The 23,753-nt window shown below is 72.7% G+C and carries 21 protein-coding genes; 10 read left to right on the top strand and 11 right to left on the bottom strand.

Annotation, left to right across the window (positions count from 1 at the left end):
• Both ABZ865_RS34610 and ABZ865_RS34605 read left to right on the top strand, forming a co-directional pair.
• Positions 1 to 264: DUF4097 family beta strand repeat-containing protein (locus ABZ865_RS34610; protein WP_361239313.1), on the top strand; the 264-nt coding region annotated here is incomplete at its 5' end.
• A 126-nt stretch (positions 265 to 390) separates the two neighbouring features.
• Entirely contained in the window at positions 391 to 2,151 is a 1,761-nt protein-coding gene (locus ABZ865_RS34605; RefSeq protein ID WP_361239311.1) for a serine/threonine-protein kinase, read from the top strand.
• Positions 2,152 to 2,203: 52 nt separating this feature from the next.
• On the opposite strand, the gene ABZ865_RS34600 is transcribed toward ABZ865_RS34605, so the two are convergent.
• The 9 genes from ABZ865_RS34600 to ABZ865_RS34560 form a co-directional block, all read right to left on the bottom strand.
• A complete protein-coding gene (locus ABZ865_RS34600) occupies positions 2,204 to 5,044 on the bottom strand; it encodes a type 2 lanthipeptide synthetase LanM family protein (protein WP_361239309.1) in 2,841 nt (946 codons plus the stop codon).
• A 121-nt stretch (positions 5,045 to 5,165) separates the two neighbouring features.
• Positions 5,166 to 5,366 (bottom strand): DUF6229 family protein, encoded by a 201-nt coding sequence (locus ABZ865_RS34595; RefSeq protein WP_361239307.1) that lies wholly within the window; start codon positions 5,364 to 5,366, stop codon positions 5,166 to 5,168.
• Between the two features lie 157 nt (positions 5,367 to 5,523).
• A complete protein-coding gene (locus ABZ865_RS34590) occupies positions 5,524 to 6,957 on the bottom strand; it encodes an aminobutyraldehyde dehydrogenase (RefSeq protein WP_361239305.1) in 1,434 nt (477 codons plus the stop codon).
• Positions 6,950 to 8,269 carry an NAD(P)/FAD-dependent oxidoreductase gene (locus ABZ865_RS34585; protein WP_361239303.1) on the bottom strand — a complete coding sequence of 440 codons (1,320 nt, stop codon included), beginning with the start codon at positions 8,267 to 8,269 and terminating at the stop codon, positions 6,950 to 6,952. Before ABZ865_RS34585 ends, ABZ865_RS34590 begins: the two co-directional genes overlap by 8 nt.
• 27 nt (positions 8,270 to 8,296) lie before the next feature.
• Positions 8,297 to 9,376, bottom strand: coding sequence for an ABC transporter ATP-binding protein (locus tag ABZ865_RS34580; RefSeq protein ID WP_361239301.1), 1,080 nt, complete (start codon positions 9,374 to 9,376; stop codon positions 8,297 to 8,299).
• Between the two features lie 3 nt (positions 9,377 to 9,379).
• Entirely contained in the window at positions 9,380 to 10,261 is an 882-nt protein-coding gene (locus ABZ865_RS34575; protein ID WP_361239299.1) for an ABC transporter permease, read from the bottom strand.
• On the bottom strand, positions 10,258 to 11,199 hold the full coding sequence (locus ABZ865_RS34570; RefSeq protein ID WP_361239297.1) for an ABC transporter permease: 942 nt from the start codon (positions 11,197 to 11,199) through the stop codon (positions 10,258 to 10,260). The genes ABZ865_RS34575 and ABZ865_RS34570 overlap by 4 nt, the downstream gene beginning before the upstream one ends.
• A gap of 2 nt (positions 11,200 to 11,201) precedes the next feature.
• Positions 11,202 to 12,326, bottom strand: a complete 1,125-nt coding sequence (locus tag ABZ865_RS34565; RefSeq protein ID WP_361239295.1) for a spermidine/putrescine ABC transporter substrate-binding protein — start codon at positions 12,324 to 12,326, stop codon at positions 11,202 to 11,204.
• A 171-nt stretch (positions 12,327 to 12,497) separates the two neighbouring features.
• Complete coding sequence (locus tag ABZ865_RS34560) at positions 12,498 to 13,691, bottom strand: aromatic ring-hydroxylating dioxygenase subunit alpha (RefSeq protein ID WP_361239293.1); 1,194 nt, start codon at positions 13,689 to 13,691, stop codon at positions 12,498 to 12,500.
• A 555-nt stretch (positions 13,692 to 14,246) separates the two neighbouring features.
• Here ABZ865_RS34560 and ABZ865_RS34555 point away from each other — a divergent pair.
• From ABZ865_RS34555 to ABZ865_RS34520, 8 genes are all read left to right on the top strand, one after another.
• Positions 14,247 to 14,681: a hypothetical protein gene (locus ABZ865_RS34555; RefSeq protein ID WP_361239291.1), complete on the top strand. Its 435-nt coding sequence runs from the start codon at positions 14,247 to 14,249 to the stop codon at positions 14,679 to 14,681.
• Complete coding sequence (locus ABZ865_RS34550; protein WP_361239289.1) at positions 14,678 to 15,955, top strand: NADH-ubiquinone oxidoreductase-F iron-sulfur binding region domain-containing protein; 1,278 nt, start codon at positions 14,678 to 14,680, stop codon at positions 15,953 to 15,955. Before ABZ865_RS34555 ends, ABZ865_RS34550 begins: the two co-directional genes overlap by 4 nt.
• A gap of 99 nt (positions 15,956 to 16,054) precedes the next feature.
• Complete coding sequence (locus ABZ865_RS34545; protein ID WP_361239287.1) at positions 16,055 to 16,246, top strand: ferredoxin; 192 nt, start codon at positions 16,055 to 16,057, stop codon at positions 16,244 to 16,246.
• A 1-nt stretch (position 16,247) separates the two neighbouring features.
• Positions 16,248 to 18,302 (top strand): acetate--CoA ligase family protein, encoded by a 2,055-nt coding sequence (locus ABZ865_RS34540; RefSeq protein WP_361239285.1) that lies wholly within the window; start codon positions 16,248 to 16,250, stop codon positions 18,300 to 18,302.
• 54 nt (positions 18,303 to 18,356) lie between these two features.
• Entirely contained in the window at positions 18,357 to 19,529 is a 1,173-nt protein-coding gene (locus ABZ865_RS34535) for an acyl-CoA dehydrogenase family protein (protein WP_361239283.1), read from the top strand.
• Between the two features lie 145 nt (positions 19,530 to 19,674).
• Positions 19,675 to 20,847 (top strand): acyl-CoA dehydrogenase, encoded by a 1,173-nt coding sequence (locus ABZ865_RS34530; protein ID WP_361239281.1) that lies wholly within the window; start codon positions 19,675 to 19,677, stop codon positions 20,845 to 20,847.
• A 113-nt stretch (positions 20,848 to 20,960) separates the two neighbouring features.
• Positions 20,961 to 21,863, top strand: coding sequence for a 3-hydroxybutyryl-CoA dehydrogenase (locus ABZ865_RS34525; protein ID WP_361239279.1), 903 nt, complete (start codon positions 20,961 to 20,963; stop codon positions 21,861 to 21,863).
• 47 nt (positions 21,864 to 21,910) lie between these two features.
• On the top strand, positions 21,911 to 22,522 hold the full coding sequence (locus ABZ865_RS34520) for a TetR/AcrR family transcriptional regulator (RefSeq protein WP_361239276.1): 612 nt from the start codon (positions 21,911 to 21,913) through the stop codon (positions 22,520 to 22,522).
• Positions 22,523 to 22,555: 33 nt separating this feature from the next.
• Here the strand turns inward: ABZ865_RS34520 and ABZ865_RS34515 are convergent, their stop codons facing one another.
• Together ABZ865_RS34515 and ABZ865_RS34510 are read right to left on the bottom strand one after the other, a co-directional pair.
• Positions 22,556 to 23,221, bottom strand: a complete 666-nt coding sequence (locus ABZ865_RS34515; RefSeq protein ID WP_361239274.1) for a DUF5825 family protein — start codon at positions 23,219 to 23,221, stop codon at positions 22,556 to 22,558.
• 162 nt (positions 23,222 to 23,383) lie between these two features.
• Entirely contained in the window at positions 23,384 to 23,605 is a 222-nt protein-coding gene (locus tag ABZ865_RS34510) for a hypothetical protein (protein WP_361239272.1), read from the bottom strand.
• Between the last annotated feature and the right edge of the window lie 148 nt (positions 23,606 to 23,753).

The raw sequence follows: 23,753 nt of genomic DNA, 5'->3' as shown, positions 1-23,753 counted from the left end.
GTCGGCCGCCTCAACGGCCCCGCACACATCAGCACCCAGAAGGGCGACCTCCGCATCACCGAGGCCCTGCGCGGCACGGTCGTCCTGCGCACCGAGTCCGGCGACATCTCGGTCGGTGCCGCCCGCGGAGTGTCCGCCTCCCTGGACGCCGGCACCGGCTACGGCCGCATCCACAACGCGCTCCGGAACACCGACGGCGCCGGCGCTGCCCTGACCATCCACGCGACCACCACCCACGGCGACATCTCCGCCCACAGCCTGTAAGGAGGAACAAGAGACGAGAATCCGCGGGGCCACGCCGAGTTCGGCGTGGCCGGTCCGCCTCTCGGTGATCGTGGCCCACAGCAGCCGAGTCCCTCGTCCGTGCGTGCTCGGTCTAAGCTCCCGCGCATGAGTGATGCGGGTGCCGACAACGGCGGTAGACGGGTTGTCGACGGGCGGTTCGAGCTGGAAGCACGGCTCGGCGGGGGCGGAATGGGCATGGTCTGGCGGGCGCGGGACCTCGTGCTGCAGCGGAGCGTGGCGGTCAAGGAGGTCCGGCCGCCCGATCCCGGTCTGGCCGAGTACGACCCGGAGGCCGCCCAAATGCTGCGGGAGCGGGTCCTCCGAGAGGCGCAGGCGCTGGCCCGCGTCGCCCACCCCAACGTGGTGACCATCCACCATGTCGTCGACGAGGGGCCGGGCAGCTACCCCTGGATCGTCATGGAACTCGTCACCGGTGGCTCCCTGGCCGACCGGCTGGCGCTCGGGCCGATGGACCCGGGCGAGGCGGCGCGCATCGGACGTGAGGTGCTGGCCGCGCTGCGCGCCGCGCACGACGCCGGGATCCAGCACCGCGACGTCAAACCGGCCAACGTCCTGCTGCGCCCCGACGGCCGTCCGGTACTGACGGACTTCGGCATCGCGGCGATCCGCGAGGCGACGACCACGCTCACGGCGACGGGATCGGTCATCGGCACACCCGACTTCATGGCGCCGGAACGCGTCTCCGGCGACGACGGCGGTCCCGCCTCCGACCTGTGGTCGCTGGCGATGATGCTCTACACGGCGGTCGAGGGCCACCACCCGCTGCGCCGGGGCACGACCCTGGCGACGCTCGCCGCCGTGCTCAGGGACGACATCCCGCCGCCGGTCAAGGCCGGTCCGCTGCGAGACGTCCTGCTGCGGGTCCTCGTCCGGGATCCGGCGGCACGGCCGGACGCCGAGGAGCTGGAGCGGATGCTGGAGGCCGCCGCCCGCCAGGCCGGCACACCCACCTCGTACCAACCCACCTCATACCAACTGCCCACCTCGTACCAGCTGTCCCCGCCCTCCATGACGCAGACGCCGCCCGGCCCCGCTCCTGGCCCTGCGCCCGCGGCAACCGCCGGCTTCGGCCCCGCCCCCTCCATGACCGCAGGGTCCTACGGCACACCATCCGCCCCGACGGCGTTCACGGGGCCGTGGGACGCGCGTCCCGCGTCCCCCACCGTCTCCGTGCCGCCGGGCTCTGGCCGACGCTGGGCGCTGATAGGTCTGCCGGTGGCGGGCGTGGCGCTGGCCGGAGTTCTCGTCTGGGCGTTGCTCCCGGACGGGAGCCCGGGCACGTCGGGATCCGCGGGGGCGGGGCCCCGCCATTCCGGCGTCACGTCGCCGTCGGCCAGTGGTTCGACCGCGACGGACGTCACGCCCTCGGCGAAGGCGCCCGCCGGCACGACGAACCTGCTGAGCCCGGACGGCATCCGTACGGCGGTCAGCGCGTTCGAGAAGGAGACCGGTCGTACGCGATTCGCCTCGCTCACGGTGTATCCGCAGTACGTCTCCGCCGACCTGATGGTGAAGGGCGACGACAGGAAGTACGACTCGTACACCTATCGGTCCGGTCAGGGCGTGGAGAAGGGCATCATCAGCGGTTCGCTGGGGAGCGGGAAGACGGCGGTCGGCCTGGACGACTTCGACTGGGACAAGGTCCCGTCCCTGCTGTCCGAAGCCCAGCGGAAGCTGAACGTCGACGATGCCAACATCCGCTATCTGGTGCTGAATCTGCCGGACTCCACCTTCGACAGCCCCGTCGGGATGTCCGTCTACCTCAGCAACTCCTACGGCCAGAGCGGCTACCTCCAGGCGACACCGAAGGGCAAGGTCCTCACGGTCATGCCCTACGACGGCTGACGGGCCGCACCGCCTCCGGCCCGAGCGCGCCGGAGGCGATGGCGTCCCGGGGTCAGTCGAGCACGAGGGGGTTGAGCACGAGGGGGTCGGGCAGGGCGGCCGAGCGGTGCATGCGCAGGAGGGTGTGGACGACTCCCGCGAGCCCCGACATGAGGCTGGGGGAGAACGCCTCGCGGGCCAGGCCGCCGACGGGGCCGCGCTGTTCGAGGCCGGTGAGGATCTCACCGTCCAGCTCGGCGGAATCGCCGAAGTCCATGGCCGTGAGGAACTGCCAGAGGCCGAGGTCGCCGTGGCACAGCGTGTGGCTCCAGCCGAAGCCCTCGGCCGCACAGGCCCGTGCGGCGCGCCGCGCCATGTCGAGGCGGGCCGGGTCGCCGGTGCGCTCGTACAGGTCGAGCATGCCGAGCCCGATCCCGGCGCTGCCGTGACACCAGCTGGTGAAGAAGTCCTCCTCGGCGCCGACGCGGACGTCGAGCCAGTTGCCGTGCCCGGGCTGCCAGAGGGACTCCTGGAAGGCGAAGGCCCGCTCGGCCAGGCGGTTCCAGTCGCTGCGCCGGGCCGCGGAACCCGCGTCGCTCAGGGCGAGCCGGGCCAGCGTCCAGCCGATGCCGGTGGCGCCGTGGGCGAAGCCGCCGATGCCCTCCGGGTTGAGCCGGGTCGTCCAGCGGACCCCGTCGCCGTCGACCGTGGCCAGGTCGGCCAGCCTGCGGCCGATGCGTGCGGCGGCGGCGAGCCAGCGGTCCTGTCCGGTCGCCGCGGCCAGGTCGAGCAGCGGTACGACGCCACCGGCCGCCCCGTTGAGGAGATCCACCTCGACGTCGTCCTCGACCAGCCGGCCCTCCAGCAGCACCGCCCGCTCGGCGGCCCGCTCCAGCAGCCCGTGCTCGCCGAGCACCCGGTGCAGGGCCAGCCACGTCCACACCTGCGACGCGGCGCCGCTGAACGCGCCCGCCGACGGCGTCGGCGTCCGGTCCTCGGTGCTGATCAGCACGCGCAGGGCGCCCTCCAGCGTCTCGGCGACGCCGGGCACCTCGTCCGCCCGCCCGGCCCGCACCTCGGCCTGGTACTCCGCGAGCGTCAGGACGACCCCGCCCTGCCCGGTGTAGAGGTCGGCGGGCAGCACTCTGATGGACCATCCGGCGGGCGTGAACACGGGGCTGATCCAGGTGACCGTGCCGTCCTCGCCGCGCACCGCCCCGCCGCACAGCCGCCGCACCATTCGCGCGGCCAGCTCCCGGCGACGCCGCTCCCGGTCGCGGGCGTGCGGGTCGCGGGCGGCGGCCTGCACCCGCGCCGGCAGCGAACGCTCGTTCAGGTACGCGCCCACCAGCGCGTCCTGGATCACGGACTCCTCCAGCGCGAGGTCCGCGGTGCGCCAGTCCTCGACCGTGTTCCGTACGACGGCCGAGTCCACCGTGAAGCCGGACATCGGCACGTCGCCGGCCAGGAGGTCCGCGATCTCGTCGTCGATGGCCGCCGGGTCCGTCGGCGCACCGGGCAGCACCTCGGCGTTGCGTCGCAGGATGTCCCGGGCCCGTTCGACCGCCGCGGCCTCGTCGTGCAAGGAGGCCGGGTGCCACAGCATCCGGCCGATGTCGACGTACGCCTGCGTCGGCCGCAGGATCCGCCGTGCCCGCGCGCCTTCGAACCGGCCCAGCAACCGGTACGGGTCCACGCCCGGCCGGCGCAGGTGCGCGGTCATCTCGCGGAAGCCGGCCAGGATGCGGTCCCAGTAGGCGCTCAGCACCGGGGTGGGGCTGGGGTGGTTGCCGGCCGTGGGCATCGCCACCAGGTCCACCTCGAAGCGGGCCGCCGCGGTGCCACCGTCCGCGATGACCGGGCTCGGGATCAGCGGCTGCTGGCCCGGCAGCGCGCCGACCCCGGAGATGTCCACTCCGCCGAGCGCGAAGCCGGTGCCCCGCACGGGCAGCAGCCCGGTGCGCAGCACGGTGCGGCGGATGGCGGCCGCCGCCACGTCCACCGCGTCGCCGCGGCCGCTGGGCGGTAAGGGCGCGGGGGAGTCGAAAAGCGTCTCGGCGTCCACGATCACCGGCACCGGTCCGGCAGCGATCATGTTCTCGGCGTGCATGTCGGTGCCGCCGGTGAAGCGGAGCACGGCCAGCCAGTGCCCCATGTTGCGGTAGAACGCCGCGAGTTCGGCGTCGTTCGCGCAGTAGCGGTGGTGGACGAACTCGGCCCAGCCGTAGCCGTCCCGCGCCAGCGTCCGTGGCACCCGGATCCGTTCGTCCGGCGCGGGGGCGGCGAGGAAGTCCGAGAACAGCTCGTCCAGCAGGGCGCCCAGAGCCACGTCGGTCCCGGACGGCCGGGGCTTGTACATGACGCTTCCGCCGGTGAAGTCGACCCGGCTGACCGTCAGGCCGCCTTGATGACTGTCGCCCGCGCCGAACGTCACGGCCTGGACCGGTCCTGCGGGTCCGCTGAGCAACGGAGGCAGTAGGTCCCGGTCCGCGGCGAGACGTTCCGCGAGGCCGGCCGTGGCCGCGACCGACATCCGCGCCACCGCGGCGACCCGGCGGCCGACACTCGGGTAGCGGCCGGCCAGCTTGTCGAGATAGCCCTCCTCACCGGCCTGCTCGATGAACGCGGCCCATGTGCGCGTGTCCGCCGCATGCCCGGTGTCCGGACCGGCGCCCCCTGCCATGCGCAGTGCGTGCAGTTCGAGGAGGAACAGGCGGGAGAGCTTGGCGTGCAGGGACTGTTGCAGCGCGGTGTGGCCCGCCTCCAGCAGGACGTCCCGTTCGTCCCGGCCCAGGCCGGTCGTGGCCGCCAGGCGCCTGGCCAGGTCTTCTCGCCACGGACGCGCGATGCTTCGTACCGGCTCGGCGAACCACTCCGTCTCCTCCCCGCCGTCCGGCTCCGATCCGATCACCATCCGCCCTCCCTGTTCTGCCGTACGGTCCGAGGCCTGCCAGGTGCCGCCGGGAGACGGCGCGGGGAACCGCGCGGCACGCATGCGTCGCGACGTGCCGCGCGGTTCCCCTACGGTGCGACGATCAGCAGCACCAGCTGCCGCGCGACCCGCTCGGGCTGGAACAGAAGCCGTACAGGGAGTCACTCGGGTCGGTGAGCGCGGCCTCCGCGGCGGCGCCGCCGACGTACAGCGGACCGGCGGGGTTGAGCTGGCCGAAGGCGCTCTCGGCACCCGACAGCCAGGCCTCGAGCACGGCCGCGGTCTGAACACTGGTCTGGGACATCAGTGGCCTCCGAAGGCGGAAAGGGGAGGGCGGATCGCCCAGCCCTGAGTATCGCGAGATACGAACACCTGTCAGATGTCCGATCCAGCCACAGTCCAGTGGGAATACTGATGCCTCCTGTAGGAAACTGAGGCGCCGCGACGTGCCCTCCCGCCCCTCACAACATGACGTGCTTGACCTGTGTGTAGTCGAGCAGGCCGGTGAGGGACAGGTCGCTGCCGTAGCCGGAGTGACGTACTCCGCCGTGTGGCATCTCCGAGACTGTCGTGCCATGGGTGTTGACCCAGACGATGCCGGTGTGCAGTGCCCGGCTCGCGCGCATGGCGCGGTCGTGGTCACGTGTCCAGACGCTCGCGGCCAGCCCTTGGGGAACGGCGTTCGCCATGCGGAGGGCTTCGGACTCCTCGGCGAACGGCTGGACGGTGACGACAGGGCCGAACACCTCGCTGCGTACGATCTCGTCCTCCTGCCGGACGCCGGCCACCACCGTGGCCCGGTGGAAGTAGCCCGGCCGGGGCACCGTCGTGCCACCCGTGACGACCTGTGCGTGGTCCGGCAGGCGCTCCAGCAGGCCGCGCACGGTGGCGAGTTGGGCGGCGTTGGCCAGCGGACCGAAGTCGGCGTGCTCGTCGTCGGGCGCGCCGGGCACGCGCTGTGCCGCTCGGCCGGCGAAGGCGTCCAGGAAGGCGTCGTGGATCCGCTCGTGGACGAGGATCCTGGTGGCGGCCGTGCAGTCCTGCCCGGCGTTGTAGAAGGCCAGCGACGACAACTGCTCGACCGCGTCCGCGAGATCGGCGTCCTCGTGGACCAGCACCGGTGCGTTGCCGCCGAGTTCGAGGTGCAGCCGCTTGAGGTCGGCGGACGCCGCCGCGGCGATCTCCTGGCCGGCGCGGACGCTCCCGGTGACGGCGACCATCCGTACCCGCGGATGGGCGACGAGGGACCGCCCGGTGTCGCGGTCGCCGCACACGACGTTGAGCAGGCCGGGCGGTAGGTGTTCGGCGGCCAGCCGGGCGAGGAGCGCGGTGGAGGAGGGCGTGGTGTCGGACGGTTTCAGGACGACGGTGTTGCCGGCGGCCAGCGCGGGGGCGACCTTCCAGACGGCCATCATCAGCGGGTAGTTCCACGGGGTGATCTGGGCGCAGACCCCGACCGGCTCGCGGCGCAGGACGGAGGTGCGGCCCGGGGTGTACTCGGCGGCCGCGGCGCCCGGCAGGTTCCGGGCCGCGCCGGCGAAATACCGCAACACGTCCACGATCGCGGGCAGTTCGTCCGCCAGGAAGAGAGCGCGTGGCTTGCCCGTGTCGGTCACCTCGGCGCTCGCCAGCGCGTCCGCCTCCCGCTCCAGGGCGTCGGCGATGCGCAGCAGCGCGGTCTGCCGCTGCGCCGGAGTCGTCACCGACCAGCCGTGGAACGCCTCGTCGGCCGCCCGGCAGGCAGCGTCCACGTCCTCGGCGCCGGAGAGCGCGGCCGCGCCGTGCCGCTGCCCGGTGGCCGGGTCGATCAGCGGCAGAACCGCACCGGAGGCGGCCGGTACCTCCTTGCCGTCGATATGGTTCAGGACGGTCGTGAGCCGGAGGGTGTCAGCCACGGCGCAACGCCTCCTCGGCGGCGGCACGGCCGGTGCGGACGGCGCCCTCCATGTATCCGGCGACCCACTGGTCGGAGCCGCAGACGTAGAACGGCGGTTCGTGGGTGCCGTGCAGCGGTCCGACGGCCATGACCTCGCCCGGCGGCCACTGGGTGACGTAGCCCTGGGTCCACGGGTCGGTGCCCCACAGCCGCAGATGGCAGGCGGTCGGCCGGAGTGCCTCGGCGCCGAACATGCCGGCCATCTCGGCGAGCAGCTCGGGGGTGCGCAGCTGGGGTGGGGTGCCGAGCAGCACGCCGTACCGCTCGGGCGGGATCAGCGCCGACAGGATGCCCTCGTTCTGCGGCCAGGTGCTGCCCAGGACACCCTCGGTCTCGGACAGGGCGTTCAGATCGTCGTCCCGCCAGAAGGGACGGTCGTACACGGCGGCGAACTTCGCGGCGACCGCCTGGCGTTGGCGGTGCAGCGAGGCGAGCCGGGCCTCGCTCACGCCGCTGATCGCGAGATTCCGCAGCGGTCCCACGGGCAGGGCGCTCACCACGGCGCCGGCGGTGAGCACCTCACCGCTGACCAGACGGACGGAGCAACGGCCGGTGCGTACGTCCAGTGCGGCGACGGGCGAACCGAGCCGGATGTGGGGGCGCAGCTCGCGGCCGAGGACCTCGGCGAGCGTCGCCGAACCTTCCGCGAGCCGCAGCCCCTCCCAGTCGTCGTAGTCGTAGTCGCCCGTGCCGGGACCGGGGACCGCCGCGCTCTTGCGCAGCGCGGCCAGCAGCGAGATCCGCTCGTACGAGCCGCCCGCCAGGGCGAGTTGACCGATGTCCCACAGGCGCACCACGGCCGGTGAGGCGTGCCGGGAGCGCAGCCAGTCGGCCACGGACAGCCGGTCCAGGGCGGCCGCGTCCGGATGCGACCAGGGGTCGTCGGGATCGACGGTGGCGGCGAGCGCGGTGAACTCCGCGCCCAGCCGCTCGTGCACCGGCGCGTCCCCGGGGCCGAACCAGTGCGGCGGATCGCCGGCCGAGCGGCCCTCCGGTGTGGCACGGGTGATCCGGCCGGGCTCGGCGACGTAGCTGGGGACCAGTTCCAGGCCGAGTTCCTTGGCGAGTTGAAGATAGGCGGTGTGCCCGTGGCCGACCACTTCGCCGCCCAGCTGGACGGTGCGGCCGTCGGGTGTCCGGGTCTGCTCGACCCGGCCGCCGACGCGGTCCCGGGCCTCCAGGACGAGCACGTCGGTGCCCGCGGCGGCCAGGTCCCGGGCCGCCGCGAGCCCGGCGAGTCCGGCGCCGAGCACGATCACGTCGTGATGCATGAGCTTCGCTTTCGTCGTGGAGTGGGGTCAGGCCAGGACCAGGCAGTGTTCGGGCCGCCAGCCGAACTCCACCGTCTCGCCGCCGCTCCAGCGGTCCTCCATGCGGGCCCGGGCCGTGTTCTGCTCCAGGACCGACAGCGTGACGCCGGGGGCGAGTTCGATCAGGTAGGTCGTGGTCGGGCCGCTGTAGACGGTTTCGCGGATGACACCGCTCAGCATCGACATGCCCGGTTCGAAGTCCGAGAGCCAGATCTTCTCGGGGCGCACGGACACGCTGACGGCCGTGCCGTCCGCGATGCCGGTGCGGGCGCCGACCGCCAGGGCGGGCCCCTGGTCCAGGGTGACCTCGCCGCCCCGGTAGGTGCCGCTCATCAGGTTGGAGGTGCCCATGAAGGAGGCGACGAAGCGGGTGGCGGGATGCTCGTAGACGTCCTCGGGGGTGCCGCACTGTTCGATGCGGCCCTCGTTCATCACGGCGATCCGGTCGGACATGGTCAGGGCCTCGTCCTGGTCGTGGGTGACGAAGACGAAGGTGATGCCGACCTCGCGCTGGATCTGCTTCAGTTCCACCTGCATCTGGCGGCGCAGCTTCAGATCGAGGGCGGCCAGCGGCTCGTCGAGGAGGAGGACGGCCGGGCGGTTGACGAGCGCGCGGGCGAGAGCGACGCGCTGGCGCTGGCCCCCGGAGAGCGTACGGGGCTTGCGGTCGGCGAGGCCGGCGAGCTGGACCAGCTCCAGCATCTCGCCGACGCGCCGGCGGATCTCGGCCTTGGCGACGCCCTTGCGTTTGAGACCAAAGCCGACGTTGTCGGCGACGCTCAGGTGGTCGAACAGCGCATAGCTCTGGAAGACCGTGTTGACGTTCCGCCTGTTCGGCGGCAGCGCGGTCACGTCCTCACCGGCGAGCAGCACCGAACCCTCGGTGGGATCGCTGAACCCGCCGATCATGCGCAGCGAGGTGGTCTTGCCGCAGCCGGAGGGGCCCAGCAGGGAGAAGAAGTGGCCGGCCTCGATGTCGAGGTCGAGGCGGTGGACGGCGTAGGAGTCGGCGAACTGCTTGGAGACGCCGTCGAGCCGGACGGCCGGGGTCGCTTCGGTCGCGTCCATGAGTCACTCTCCGGAGAGGATGTCGAGGCCGCCGCGGCGGCCGAAGAGGCGCGGGATGAACAGGGCCAGGGCGATCAGGCCGATGGACCCCGCGAGCATCAGCGTGCCGACCGCGTTGATGGTGGGCTGCACGCCGAAGCGGATCGCCGAGTAGATCCGCACCGACAGCGGCTGGGGATCGACGCCGGTGGTGAAGTAGGCGAGGACGAAGTCGTCGAAGACCAGCGCGAAGATCAGTACGGCACTGGCCAGTACGGCGGGCAGCAGGGCCGGCAGCGTCACCAGCCGTACCGCCTGCCAGCGGGTGGCGCCCAGGTCCATCGCCGCCTCCTCCACCTCCGGGTTCAGCGCGGCCACCCGGGAGCGGAGGATGACGGTGACGTAGGAGATGGAGAAGGTGATCTCGGCCAGCATCACCGTGCCGGTGGACAGGGCCACACCCAGGCCCTTGAACAGGAGCATCGACGCGACACCGGTGACGATCTCCGGCGTGATCAACGGCACCAGCATGACGAGTCCGGCCAGTGAGCCGAGCCGGGTGCGGCAGCGGACCAGGCCGAGCGCGAGCGCCACCCCGAGGACGACCGAACCGGCCATCGCCACCAGGGAGATCCGCAGGCTGGTGCCCAACGACGCGATGATGACGTCGTCGTGGACGAAGGCCCGGTACCAGCGCAGGCTGAACCCGCCGAAGACGGTCAGGGACTTCTTGGAGTTGAAGGAGTACAGGGCCACGACGGCGATGGGCAGGTAGAGCAGCGCGAAGAAGAGCCCGGTGACCGCGACGAGGACGCGCGGCTTGCGGTCGGCGCGGCCGCGCCGCGAGCGGGTCCGGGCGGCGGGGCGGGCCGCAGCGGCGGTGGACGGGAGCTTCAGCAGGGTCATCGGCGGGCCTCCGCCTCGTCCTTGCGGGTGCGCCGCAGATAGCCGAACATCCCGATCAGCAGCACCAGCATCAGCAGCATCGTGAGTGCGGAGCCCAGCGGCCAGTTCTGCCCCTGGAAGAACTTGTCCTGGATGAGGTTCCCGATCATGATCTGGTCCGGTCCTCCCATGAGCTGTGCGCTGACGAAGTCGCCCATGGCGGGCAGGAAGACCAGCACGAGTCCGGCCGCCGCGCCCTGCCGGGTGGCGGGCAGGGTGACGAAGAAGAAGGTGCGGACCGGGCCGCCGTACAGGTCGCGGCCGGCCTCGATCAGGGAGACGTCCAGCCGTTCCAGGGCCGCGTACAGCGGGATGATCATGAATACGACGAAGCCGTAGACGAGTCCCGCGACCACGCCGGCGCCGGTGTTGAGGATCTTCGTGCTTCCGTCGGCCAGTCCGACGGCGCGCAGGGCGCGCAGGACGGGGCCGTCGTCGGAGAGGACCACCGACCAGCCGTACATGCGGACCAGGTAGTTGGCGAAGAACGGCACCACGATCGCGGCGATCAGAGCGTGCTTGTAGCGGCCGCCGTGCAGGGCGATGGTGTACGCCACCGGGTAGGCGATGAGCAGGCAGATCGCGCAGGTCAGCAGGGCGTAGCCGAGGGAGCGGGCCAGGACCTCGGTGTAGGCGGGGTCGGCGAGGGCGCGCAGGGCGGACAGGTCGAAGCCGAAGCGCGGGTTGCCGAGGTCGTCGGTGGTGCCGACCGCGAGGACGGCCACCAGGACCAGTGAGGCGATCAGGAAGCCGGTCATCCACAGCGTGCCCGGCAGCATGAACCAGACCCACATCCGGTTTCCGGCGGTGTCCCGGCGGCGGGTGCGTGCGGAAGAGCGGGTGCGGGTGCGTGAGGAAGGGCGGATGCGAGGGCGTGAGGAGGGGCGGATCAGTGCCATGGTCAGCCCGCCTTCACATGCGTCCATGCGGTGTCGCGGGCGTCCTCCGCCGCGCGGCCGCCGTTGCGGAAGAACAGGTCCGCCTTCAGGTCCTCCTGGGTGACCAGGCACTCGGGGAACGGCTCGACCAGCTGGGCGTAGACCTTCTCGGAGCCGGCCACCGGCATCGGGTAGCCGATGTACTCGATGTTCTTCTTCACGTTCTCCGGCCGCAGCATGTAGTCGATGAACAGCATCGCCGTGCCCGGATGCGGGGCGTTCCAGGGGATGGCGTAGCAGTCGGAGTTGATCGGCGTGCCCTCCCTGGGGGCCTGGAAGCCGAAGACGGAGGGGTCCTTGGCCTGGTTGAGCATGGCGGCCATGTCGCCGCTCCAGGCCTGGGTCATGACCGCATTGCCGTTGAGGAGGTTGTTGTAGCTGTCGCTGGAGAAGCCGCGCAGTCGCGGGCGCAGGGTGCTCAGCAGGGAGGTGATGCGGTCGAGGTCGCCGGTGTCCCCGGTGCTGACGCCCAGGCCGAGTTCGAGGGCGCCCATGCCGAGGACCTCGTCGCGGTCGTCGAGCAGGAACACCTTGCCTCGGGCCTTGTCGCTCCACAGGTCCCGCCAGGACCCGGTCAGTTCGCCGATCCTGTCGCGGCGCCAGCCGATGCCGGTCTTGTACGCGGTGAAGGGGACGGTGTGCGCGGAGCCGGGGTCGTACCAGGGGTCGGCGAAGTAGGTGTACGTGCCGAACACCGCGTGGGAGTGGGTGAGCTGGGAGTGGTCGATACGGCGCAGCCGGCCGCCGCGCACCAGGCGCTGGGCCCACTTGGCGCTGGGGAAGATGATGTCGTAGCGGTTGCCGGCGTTGAGCTTGGCGACCATGCCTTCCATCGAGTCGAAGTTCGACTGGACGACCTTGACGCCGTACTCCTTCTCGAAGCCCTTGAACACGGACGGGTCGACGTAGTCGGCCCAGTTGAAGTAGACGAGATCGCCGTCGACGCGCGCCTTGACCGGGGCGAGCTGCCGGGCGTCGGGCGTCTTCGAGGGCATGAACCCGCAGCCGCCGGCCGCGGCGCCGAGCAGGCCGAAGGCGCCTGCCCGGAGCACGGCGCGTCGGGTGGGTGGGGGTACCTCGGGGGACACGGAACGTCCTCTCCGTCGAGGAACGGCACAACTCCAGGGCTGGACCGGCTGGTCGGCTCACGGAGGCCCTGACTCCGTAGTGAAGACCGGTCTGGGGAGGTGCGTGCGCGCGTCAGCGGGGGAGGGGTAAGTCCGACCCGGGGCGGACGGTGTACGGCGCGCGGGAGGACGTCACTGCGCGGCCCCTTCCCGGCCGTCCCCCGCCAGGTCGTCCCGGACCCGGCGGGCGAACCAGCCGACCGCGGCCTCGCGCTGGGACAGCGGACCCGGCTCGAACCCGGGCGTGCGCAGTCCGGCCTGCACGCGCTCCACCAGCTCGGCGTCCTCGTCGTTGGTGACCCAGCCGATGTGGATGTTCAGCCGCCGGGCCAGCCTGGTGCGGACGCTCTCCCCGTGCCGGGTGTAGAAGCCGCCGGGAATCGCCGCCCGGTCCTGGGCGGTGGGCAGGGCGGTCCACGCGAGCACGTGGTCAGGGTAGAAGTCGATCAGCGTGTTCGGATAGATCACGGCGTACCGCCACACCCGCCGGTCGGCCTCGGTCAGGCCGGGCATCGGAGTGGCGAGCCGCTGGTAGAGCCGCTCGGTCCAGTTCGAGGAGGGCTTGTCGCGCAGCGGGGACTCGAACAGGACATAGTTCTCCCGCACGTCCACCGTGTACGCCTGGTAGTCCAGCAGCCGCATCAGCGCGGGATGCGCCACGGGGACGTGGTAGCCCTCCAGATAGTTGTCGACGATCACCTTCCAGTTGGCGTTCTGCTCCTCGCCGCCCGCCAGGTCGTGGATGCGGTGCTTGCCGACGGGTACGAGGCCGGGGCCGGCGTAGCGGCCGACGGCCTCGGCGAGCCCGCCGCAGCTCTCCGCGAGCGGGGTCGCCTCCATGTCGAGGTTGACGAAGACGAAGCCGAGGAAGGACTCCACGTTGACCGGGTGCAGTCCGAGCCGGGGCTTGTCCAGGCAGGGGATGCGACGCGCCTCGGGGGCGCCGACGAGGCGTCCGTCGAGCTTGTAGGTCCAGCCGTGGTACGGGCAGCGGATCGCCTTGCCGGCCGGTTCGGGGGCGGTGACCAGGCGGGTCCCGCGGTGCCGGCAGACGTTGAGGTGGGCGGCGAGGCTGCCGTCCTCGGTGCGGACGACCAGCACCTCGCGGCCGGCCGCGGTGGCGGTCAGCCGGGCGCCGGGTCCGGGGAGGTCGGATTCGTGGCAGACGAGCTGCCAGGACTTGGCGAAGATCCGGTCGGTCTCGGCCTCGGCGATGGCCGGATCGGTGTAGTAGCGGGCCGGCAGGGCCTCTCCGGGATGCTCCGGGGGCGGCTCCGGCGGGGCAGGGGAGACGGGGTCGGCTGCCCGAGTGGTCAAGGGATGCATGGGGTCCTCCTCCGCGCCGCGGCGGCGGCGATGGGCGGTGAGGCTGTGGCCGGAACGGGCGGCGGGCACAGCGCCGGGAAAGGCGTTGCGGACCTGCGCGATCCGGCTGACTGATTGATTAGTCAGAGTGCGGCGGCGACGGGATCAAGTCAAGACTTGTGGCCTGACTAATTGGTTAGTTAGTCTCGTGGCAGGCGGAAGGCCCGGGCCCGCAGACGGCCGCCCCGGGCCCGTTCCGCAAGCCCGCGGACCACCGTCCGCCCCCCATCGGCCGCCCAGATCCGGCCACCACGGACCCGGTCGGTGGACACGGTCCCCGGCCGGTGGACAGCGCCGGCCCGCACCTCGCACGGGTCCGGACACCCGTCGCTGTCCCCGTCCACCCCATCCACCTCTGTCCACGCCGTGCCCGGTCCCGGCCGGGCACCCCGCACGGCTCCCCGCCCGGCTCGTCACGGCGGTGGAGCATCCCCGTCCCCGCCATGGCCGTCCACACCATCGCCGCGCCACCCCGTCTCCGGAGCACCCGGAAACGGTGCGACCCCGGAGGCACGCATGAGCGCTCGCCGAAGTCTCGTATGGCTCGGCCTCACGCCGGAGCCCGAACAGGAACTGCCCGCCGCGGTCGCCGCCCTGCGCGCCCGGGCCGACGATCGCCCGCCGGCGGACCTCGTGGCCGCCGAGCGGCACCGCGTCGAGCGGCTCGTGCTGCGCGGCACGCAGCGCGGCTGGCTGCGCTACCTCCGCGAGGTCACCGACCTGGTCGTCGAGGCCGCGACGGGACCCACGACCACCGACCCGCGGTCGGCGCTGCTGGCCGGCGAAGTCGTCCTCGACCACCACCGCATGCTGATCGGCCTCCCCGGGGCCGGATACACGCGTACGGCCACACAGCGGCGGGATCTGGAACGGGCGTTGGCGCGGCTGAGAGCCAGCGACAACACCGGCCTCTCCAGCCACAGCCACTCCGACCCCAGGAGCACCGCATGACCGGCGTCTTCTCCCTCCTCCCCGACGGCCGGCCAGGACTCCTCGCCCCGCTGCTGTCCGGCGCCTGGCTGTCCGGCGGCAGCGAAGACATCTCCCGCTACCTCGCCGCGGGCGGCTACGCACCACTGACCTCGCCCGACCGGCTGCTCGACCGCATCGCCGCTGCGGGGCTGCGCGGCCGGGGCGGCGCCGGATTTCCCGCCGCCGTCAAGATCCGTGCCGTCCGCGACGCACCGGGCAGGGCCGTCGTCGTCGCCAACGGTGAGGAGGGCGAGCCGGGCTCGGTGAAGGACCGCTGGCTGCTGCGGCACCGGCCGCACACGGTCCTGGACGGCATCCGCCTGGTCGCGGCCATGACCGGCGCCGAGCGCGGCTGCGTCTACCTCTCCGACGAGCCCGCCGAGCGGGCCGTGCGCCGGGCACTCGCCGAGTGTCCCCCCAGGCTGCGCATCGACGTCGTCCGCACGGAGCACACCTACGTCGCGGGGGAGGAGACCGCGGTCGTACGACGCATCGACGGCGGCCCGGCACTGCCCACGGCGAAACCCCCGCGTCCCTTCGAGAGCGGAGTCGGCGGCGCGCCCACCCTCGTCGCCAACGTGGAGACACTGGCACGTATCGCGCTGATCTACTCGCGCCCCGAGGCCGCTCTCGCCGTCGCCGGGACCCATCTGGTGACCGTCTCGGGCGCCGGTGCGGGAGCGGGTGCGGGTGCCGGTGTCGCGCCCGCGCTGGCCGAGGTGCCCGCCGGTACGCACCTGAAGGTCCTCGCCGACCTGTGCGGGCACGGCACGGCCGAGGCAGTCCTGCTGGGCGGCCTCTTCGGCGGCCTGCACGGCCCGGGCTGGACGGACCTGCCACTCGACCACGACGTCCTGCGCTCCGCCGGCGCGGCCCTCGGCTGCGGAGCGCTGCACTTCCTGCACCCGGACGACTGCCCGGTCGGCGTGGCCGGCGAGGCAGCCGCCTACCTCGCGGCGCAGAGCGCCAGACAGTGCGGGGTGTGCGTCGCCGGCACCGGGGCGCTGGCCCGCACCCTCACCAGCCTCGCCCGCGGCCGGGCGGGCGCCGACTCGGCCGACCAGCTGCACCGCTGGTCACGGCAACTGCCCGGCCGCGGGGCCTGCGGCCTGCTCGACGCCGCCGCCCGCATCGTCGCCACCCTCCTCGCCCACTTCCCCGACCGCGTCGACGCCCACCGCCGCTCCGCCTGCCGCGCCTGTGCGGGCGCGGCACCCGAGGACGGCCGCCGCTTCACGGTGCCGGTGCCCTGAGCCGCGTCCGGCCCCGTGAGTCGCATCCGGGCCCCTCAGCCGTCTCCGTATCCCCGCCACGCACTCTCACCCCGCCCGCCGCACCGAAAGGAACGCACCATGAAACTCCTGCTGGACTCCACCCGCTGCCAGGGCTACGGCCTCTGCCAGGAACCCGCGCCCGAGCTGGTCGACCTCGACGAGTGGGGGTACGCGCAGGTGCGCGCCACCGAAGTGCCCGACGGCGGCGAGGGCGTTGCCGAAGCGGCCGTCGCCGCGTGCCCCAACTCCGCGCTGCGGCTGGTGAAGTGAGATGGGACGTGACCTGTCGGCCCTCTTCGACCCCGTCTCCGTCGCCGTCGTCGGAGCCAGCGACGACCCCGCCAAGTACGGCCACGCCATCGCCGCGCAGGCCGTCCGCGCGAACGGCCGCCGCCCGGTGCACCTGGTCAACCGGCGCGGCGGCACGGTGCTCGGCCGCCTGGCCGCGCCCAGCCTGAGCGCCATCGGTGAACCCGTCGACCTGGCCGTCGTCTCGGTGCCCGCCGCGGGCTTCGAGGACGCCGTCGACGAGGCCCTGCGGTGCGGGGCGCGGGCCATCGTCGCGATCACCGCCGGCTTCGCGGAGACCGGCGACGCGGGCCGGGTCCGCCAGCAGGCCGTCGCCGAACGCGTGCGTGCCGCCGGTGCCGTGATGGTCGGGCCCAACTGCCTGGGCATCGCCGACAACACCACCGACCTCTTCCTCGCCTCCGACACCTTCACCCCCGGCGGGGTCGCGCTCCTCAGCCAGAGCGGCAACCTCGCCCTCGAACTCCAGCTCCGCTTCGGCCCGCACGGACTCGGCTTCTCCCGCTTCGTCTCCCTCGGCAACCAGGCCGACGTCACGCTCGTCGACCTGCTCGCCGACTGCGCCCGGCACGAGGGCACCCGGGCCATCGCGGTCTACGCCGAGGACTTCGCCGACGGCCGCGCCTTCGCCGAGGCGGCCGCCGACGCAGGCAAGCCCGTGGTGCTGCTCACCGCCGGACGCGGCGACGCCTCCGCGCGCAGCGCCCAGTCGCACACCGGCGCGCTGACCACCTCGGCCGACGTGGTGACCGCGGCCTGCCGCGACGCCGGTGTGGAACTGGTCGCCACTCCCCGCGAACTCACCGTCGCCTTGGCCGCGTTGACCGGTGCGCGGCGGGCGTCCGGCCGCCGGGTCGCCGTACTCACCGACGGCGGCGGCCACGGCGTCATCGCGGCGGACGCCGTCGAGGCGGCCGGCCTGACCGTGCCCGAACTCCGGGAGCCGACCCGGCGACAGCTGCGCAACGCCCTGTGGGAACCGTCGGCGGTCGCCAACCCCGTGGACCTCGCCGGGATGGGCGAGCAGGACCCCGGCTCGTACGCGGAGACCGTCGCCGCGCTGCTCGCCGCCGAGGAGGTCGACGCCGTCCTGATGACCGGCTACTTCGGCGGTTACGCGGCCGCCGAAGGCGGGCTCGGCGGGGGCGGCACGGTGCTCGCGGACGGGGAGCAGGAGGCCGCGCGTCTCATCGCCGCCCGGCACCGCGCCACCGCGAAACCGGTCGTGGTGCAGTCCATGTATCCGGAGTCTCCCAGCTGCCGCACCCTCGCCGCGGCGGGCATCCCGGTCTTCGCCGCCACCGAGGACGCCGCCCGCGCCCTCGCCGCGACGGCACCCGGAGCGCGGCGCGCAGCCGTCACACCGCTTCCGCCGCCCGCGTCCCCGCTGCGCGAGAGCGGCTACATGGAGACCCGCAGAGCCCTGGAAGAAGCCGGACTCGCCTTCCCGGCCGCGCGCGAGATCCACGACGAGGCAGAACTGATGGCCGCCGCCCAGGAGTTCACCGGGCCCTACGTCCTCAAAGCCCTCCATCTGCTGCACAAGTCCGACGCGGGCGGCGTGGCACTGGGCCTGGCCGGACCGGACGAACTGCTGGCCACCTTCCGGGAGATGCATGTCCGGCTCGGCGCCTCCGCCTACTCCGTGGAGGCCATGGCGGACCTGACCGACGGCATCGAGCTGATCGTCGGCGTCAACCGGGACCCGCGCTTCGGCCCGGTCGCCATGGTGGGCCTCGGCGGTGTGCTGGCCGAGGCACTGCACGACGTCGCCTTCAGCCTGGCGCCCGTCCCCGCCGACCGCGCCCTGCACCTCCTGCGCGGACTGCGCACCGCCGCCCTGCTCGACGGGGTGCGCGGCCGCCCGCCCGTCGACATCGCCGCTGCCGCGGCCGCCGTCGAGACGATCACCGCGTTCGCCGCCGCCCACCCGGAGATCGCCGAGATCGAGGTCAACCCCCTTCTCGTACGGCCCCGAGGCGCCCTCGCCCTGGACTCCCGAGCCGTTCTCGCCTGACCGGCACTGCCCCACCCGCCCCCGCACGCCGTCCCGCCGACCGAAGAGGCCCCCATGGACATGCGCTACACCCCCGAGCAGGCCGACCTGAAGCGCCGTGCCGCCGACTACGCACGCCTGCTCATGCGGTACGAGGACCAGTCCGAGCAGGCCGGCGGCCCCCTGCCCCAGCAGCTCGTCACCGAACTGACCCGGGCCGCCATGGACGCCGGCGTCTACGCCATCAACATGCCCGCCGAGTGGGGCGGAGCAGGTCTCAGCCTCCTCGACCAGGTCATCGTGGAGGAGGAGTTCGGCAAGGTCACCAACTGCCTTTGGGACATCCCCTGGCGGCCCGCCAACGTCCTCGCCCACGGGGACGAGCGGCAACGCGAGAAGTACCTGATGCCCGTGATCCGCGGGGAGAGGTTCGACGCGTTCGCCGTCACCGAGCCGGGCGCCGGCTCGGACCCGTCCTCCGGCACGTCCACCGCCGCCCGCACCGACGGCGGCTGGCTGCTCAACGGGGAGAAGTGGTTCGTCACCTGCGGCGACATCGCCGACTTCCTGCTGGTGCAGGCGGACGCCGGCCCGGACCGGCTGCCCACGCTGTTCTTCGTGGACAAGAACGCGCCCGGGGTCGAGATGACGCGGGTGCCGCGCTTCATGCACTCCGCCGTCAACGGGCACCCCGAATTCACCTTCACCGACGTCTTCGTGGCCGACGAGGACGTGCTCGGCGGCGTCGGCAACGGCTACGAGCTGACCAAGGAGTGGTTCACCGACGAACGCCTGATGATCGCGGCCCGCACGGTCGGCGCGGCCGAGCGCGCCCTGCAGCTCGCCCGTGACTGGGCCGTGGAGCGCGAGCAGTTCGGCGCCCCGATCGCCTCGTACCAGCTGATCCAGGGCATGCTCGCCGACTGCGCCGTCGACATCGCGGTCAACCGGGCCTACACCCACCAGGTCGCCTGGGAGGCCGACCAGCCGGGCACCGACCGCAAGACGCTGCACGCCAAGGCCTCCACCGCCAAGCTCGCCGCCAGCGAGGCCGCCGGCCGGGTCGCCGACCGCTGTCTGCAGATCTTCGGCGGCCGCGGCTACGACCGCACCTATCCCGTCGAGCGCATGTACCGCGAGCTGCGCGTCGACCGGATCTGGGAGGGCACCAGCGAGATCCAGCGGCTCATCATCGCCAACGAGCTGATCAAGCGCGGCACCCAAGCCCTGGCCCTGCCCACGCACTGAGACCGCCCCAGCCCCGGCATCCGCCGCCGCACAGCATCCGCCCACGCACGGCATCCGCTCACGCACGGAATCCGCCCAACCCCCTGGCATCCACCGCACGCCCTGAAACCGCCCACCCCCCGACCACCGCACAGCGAGGACATCCATGGACTTCCGCCTCACCCCGCGCCAGGCGCAGCTCAAGGCCGACGCGCGCGCCCTCACCGACGTCATCGCCGCCTACGAGATCCAGTGCGAGGAGAACAACGGCCTCCCCGCGAGCGCCCACGCCGAGATCCGCGACGCCGTCCTGGACGCGGGGCTCCAGGCCGTCAACATGCCGGCCGAATGGGGCGGCGCCGGACTCACCATCGCCGAGCAGGTCACCGTGCAGGAGGAACTGGGACGGCTCACCGGCGCCCTGTGGGACATGGTGTGGCGCCCCGCCAACGCGCTCCGCTTCTGCACCCCCGAGCAGCGCGAGCGCTTCCTCGTGCCGGTCATCAAGGGCGAGCGGCGCGACTGCTACGCCGTCACCGAGCCGGGCGCGGGCTCCGACCCGCAGAACCTGGCCACCACGGCCACCAAGAACGACCACGGCTGGGTGCTCAACGGCGAGAAGTGGTTCGTGACGGTCGGCGACCACGCGGACTTCATGATCGTGCTCGCGGCGGCGGGCCCGGACCGCGCGCCCACGCTGTTCCTCGTGGACAAGGACACCCCCGGCATCGAGATGACCCGGGTGCCGCGCTTCATGCACACCTTCGTCTACGAGCACCCCGAGTTCACCTTCACCGACGTCCAGGTGGGGGAGGACGCCGTGCTCGGCGGCATCGGCGAGGGCTACGACATCACGCGCTCCTGGTTCACCGAGGAGCGGCTGATGATCGCGGCACGCACCACCGGGGCGGCCGAACGGGCCCTGGAGCTGGCCCGTGACTGGGCGGTGGAGCGGGAGCAGTTCGGGGCGCCGATCGCGTCGTACCAGCTGATCCAGGGCATGCTCGCCGACTGTGCCGTCGACATCGCGGTCAACCGGGCCTACACCCACCGGGTCGCCTGGGAGATCGACCAGGCCTCGGCCGAGGACCGCAAGACGCTGCACGCCAAGGCCGCCATCGCCAAGCTCTCGGCGAGCGAGGCCTCGGGCCGGGTGATCGACCGCTGCCTGCAGATCCACGGCGGCCGCGGCTACGACCGCGCGTACGCCGTCGAGCGGCTCTACCGGGAACTGCGCGTGGACCGCATCTGGGAGGGCACGTCCGAGATCCAGCGGCTGATCATCGCAGGCGAGCTGGTCAAGCGCGGCACGGGGGTTCTTGACCTGCCCGTCGCATGACGCGCTCTTCCCAGGGCCGGGGCCGCCGTGCGCCCCGGCCCGCGGGCCGGCCCCGGCCGACGGGACAGCGAGCGGCGCCGAGACAGAGAACCATCCATGGGAGAGGAAGAGGCATGACCGACATCGAGCGCGTCGGGGTCGTCGGCTGCGGCCTGATGGGCGCCGGCATCGCCGAGGTCTGCGCACGCGCCGACGTGCCGGTCACGGTCGTCGAACGCGATGCCGAGGCGGCCCGGGCCGGTCTGCGGCGCATCACCCGCTCGCTCGACCGGGCCACGGCGCACGGCAGGCTCGACGCCGAACGACGCGAGGCCGCCGCGGCCAGGATCGCCGTCGTCGACCAGATCGAGGCCCTGCGCGACCACGACCTGGTGATCGAGGCGGTACCGGAGGACGAGAACCTCAAACTCGACGTCTTCACCCGCCTCGACTCCGTGATCACCGGCGACCGGACCATCCTCGCGACCAACACCTCCTCCATCCCGGTCATCCGGCTCGCCACCGCGACCACCCGCCCCGACCGCGTCGTCGGCGTGCACTTCTTCAACCCCGTCCCGGTCCTGCGGCTCGTGGAACTCGTCCCCTCGCTGCTGACCTCGCCCGCGACCACGGCACGGGCGGAGACCTTCGTGACCGGCGTCCTCGGCAAGGAGGTCGTCCGGACCCGGGACAAGGCCGGATTCATCGTCAACGCCCTGCTCGTCCCGTACCTTCTGGCCGCCGTCCGCATGGTGGAGTCGGGCGCCGCGACGGCCGAGGACATCGACCGCGGCATGGTCCTCGGCTGTGCGCATCCGCTGGGCCCGCTGGCCCTGACGGACCTGATCGGCCTGGACACCACCCGCGCCATCGCCGAGTCTTTGTACGCCGAGTTCCGCGAACCGCACTACTCACCGCCACCCCTGCTCTCCCGGATGGTGGAGGCCGGCCTGCTGGGCCGGAAGTCCGGACGGGGCTTCCACGTGTACGACGGACCGCCGCAGCCCGAGGCCGCGACACCGGCGAGGCCGCAATGAGGGAAAATGGTCATGGCGTACGACCATCGAGCGAGGGGAGCCGCAGCGTGACCACGAAGGTGCGCACGGCAGACACACGCGAGCGCATCCTGACCGCGGCGTGCGAGGTCATCGCCGAGATCGGCTTCGAGAAGATCCGGATGCGCATGGTCGCCGAGCGGGCCGGCGTGTCCACGGCGCTGCTGCACTACCACTTCGACACGCGCGAGAAGCTCTTCACCGAGGCGATGACCCACTCCTTCGCCAACACCGCCGTCGGCCTCGAACGCGACGCGGAGACCGCGCCGGCGGCGGTCATCCTGGCCCGCATCCTGCGCAGCCTGCTGCCGACCGATCCCGAACTGCGGCAGGACTGGCGGCTGTGGCAGGAACTGTGGGCCCGCGCCCTGCGCGACGAGACCACCCGGACCTTCGCCGTCGACCTGTACGCGCAGCTGCACGACTGGGTGGCCGGAGCGGTGCGGCGTGGCATCGCCTCCGGCGAGTTCACACCGACCGACGTCGACGACCTCAGCACCCTCGTCCTGTCCCTGAGCGACGGCTACGGCATCCGCCTCATGCTCCGCGACCCGACCGTCACCCTGGACAGCGCCCTCACCGCCATCTGGCGCCAGGTGTCAGCCGCGCTGGGACTCCCGGACTCGATGCCGACGGAGTGACCCGATCCCGGGGAGTTCACCCTCCACCTGCACCTACACGGCCATCGCCTCCTGGAGCCAGCGGGTGACGCGGTACGGCAGCCACCAGACGAGGTCGTCCGCTCGCAGGACCAGGTGTTCGGCGTCGAGTTCTTCGAGGATGTCGGCGGGGATGTCCCTCGTGTGGGCGCCCCGGTCGAGTCGGGCGACGGCCGCCGGATAACGGGGGTCGTCCGCGGTGAACCGGCGCAGATCACCCCAGCGGCGATCCCGGATCTGGAGGAAGCCGGGCCCCTGACGCCAGATCAGTTTGCAGAGGTAGTGGCGGGTGCGCCAGGCGTGCAGGGCGGTGTCGGCGTCGGCGTCGTCGAGGCCTGCGAGGGTGCGGGGCGGCTGTAGGTGGGACAGCACCTTCCACAGGTGGTCGGCCCGGTCCGGGGGGAGGCGCAGATCCCAGTCGACCTGTACGGCGCGTGCCGTCAGGTCGCGGATCAGGCAGAGCCGGTCGATCGCCGCCCGGGCGGCGGCCGTCCCGGGCAGGGCGAGGTCGACCGGTGCGTCGAGTTCGGCGCGCCGCGTGCCCATGGCCCACAGTCGTTCGGCGTCGCCGGCATCCGCGCTGAGCGGGACGCGGCCCAGGGACATGCCCGGCAGCGTGCGGGCCTGGGAGTCGTGGTCGCGCCAGGCCTGGACGGCCGGGCTCGGTGTGCTGGGTGGCATGGTCGGTCCTTGTCGGTGGCGGAGGGTCGGATCGGCAGGTGTGGAGGAGCGGGGAGGGATGCCGGGGGCCGGCGGGCGCGGGGTTGGTGGGTCGGCGGAGCCCGGAGACCGGCGGCGGGGCTGATGGGTCGGCGGAGACTCGCGGCTGGGAGTCGTGGCGGGTCAGGGGAGGGCGGGAGCCGGTGTGCTGTGGGCTGACCGGACGGGTTCCTCGGTCTTGTCCACTCGGTCGGCCTCTTCGGTGGTGGGGCGGGCATGCACGTGACGCATGTAGTCCAGGCGCAGCAGGTCCTGGTTGACGGAGGCGGGCGCGATGTGGACGTACTGGCCCGCGTCGGTGAAGGTCACGCCCAGAGCCGTCCAGTCGTCCAGCAGGGCCTGCACGTCTCCGGGGGTGCGGTCGGCGAAGGCGGGCGCCGAGGTCGCCTTGCGGTGCAGGGCGGCGGGGGAGTGCGGCTGGTCCAGGAGACGGAAGAGCGCGAGGGCGAACGGGTCGGTCAGGCGCAGGGTCCGCCAGTCGAAGGAGTCCCGC

Origin of the sequence: Streptomyces sp. NPDC047085, from assembly GCF_040643735.1 — a bacterium.
Classification (GTDB): domain Bacteria; phylum Actinomycetota; class Actinomycetes; order Streptomycetales; family Streptomycetaceae; genus Streptomyces.
The sequence above is the reverse complement of the archived record's forward strand: the minus strand, read 5'-3'. Positions and strand labels throughout refer to the sequence as shown.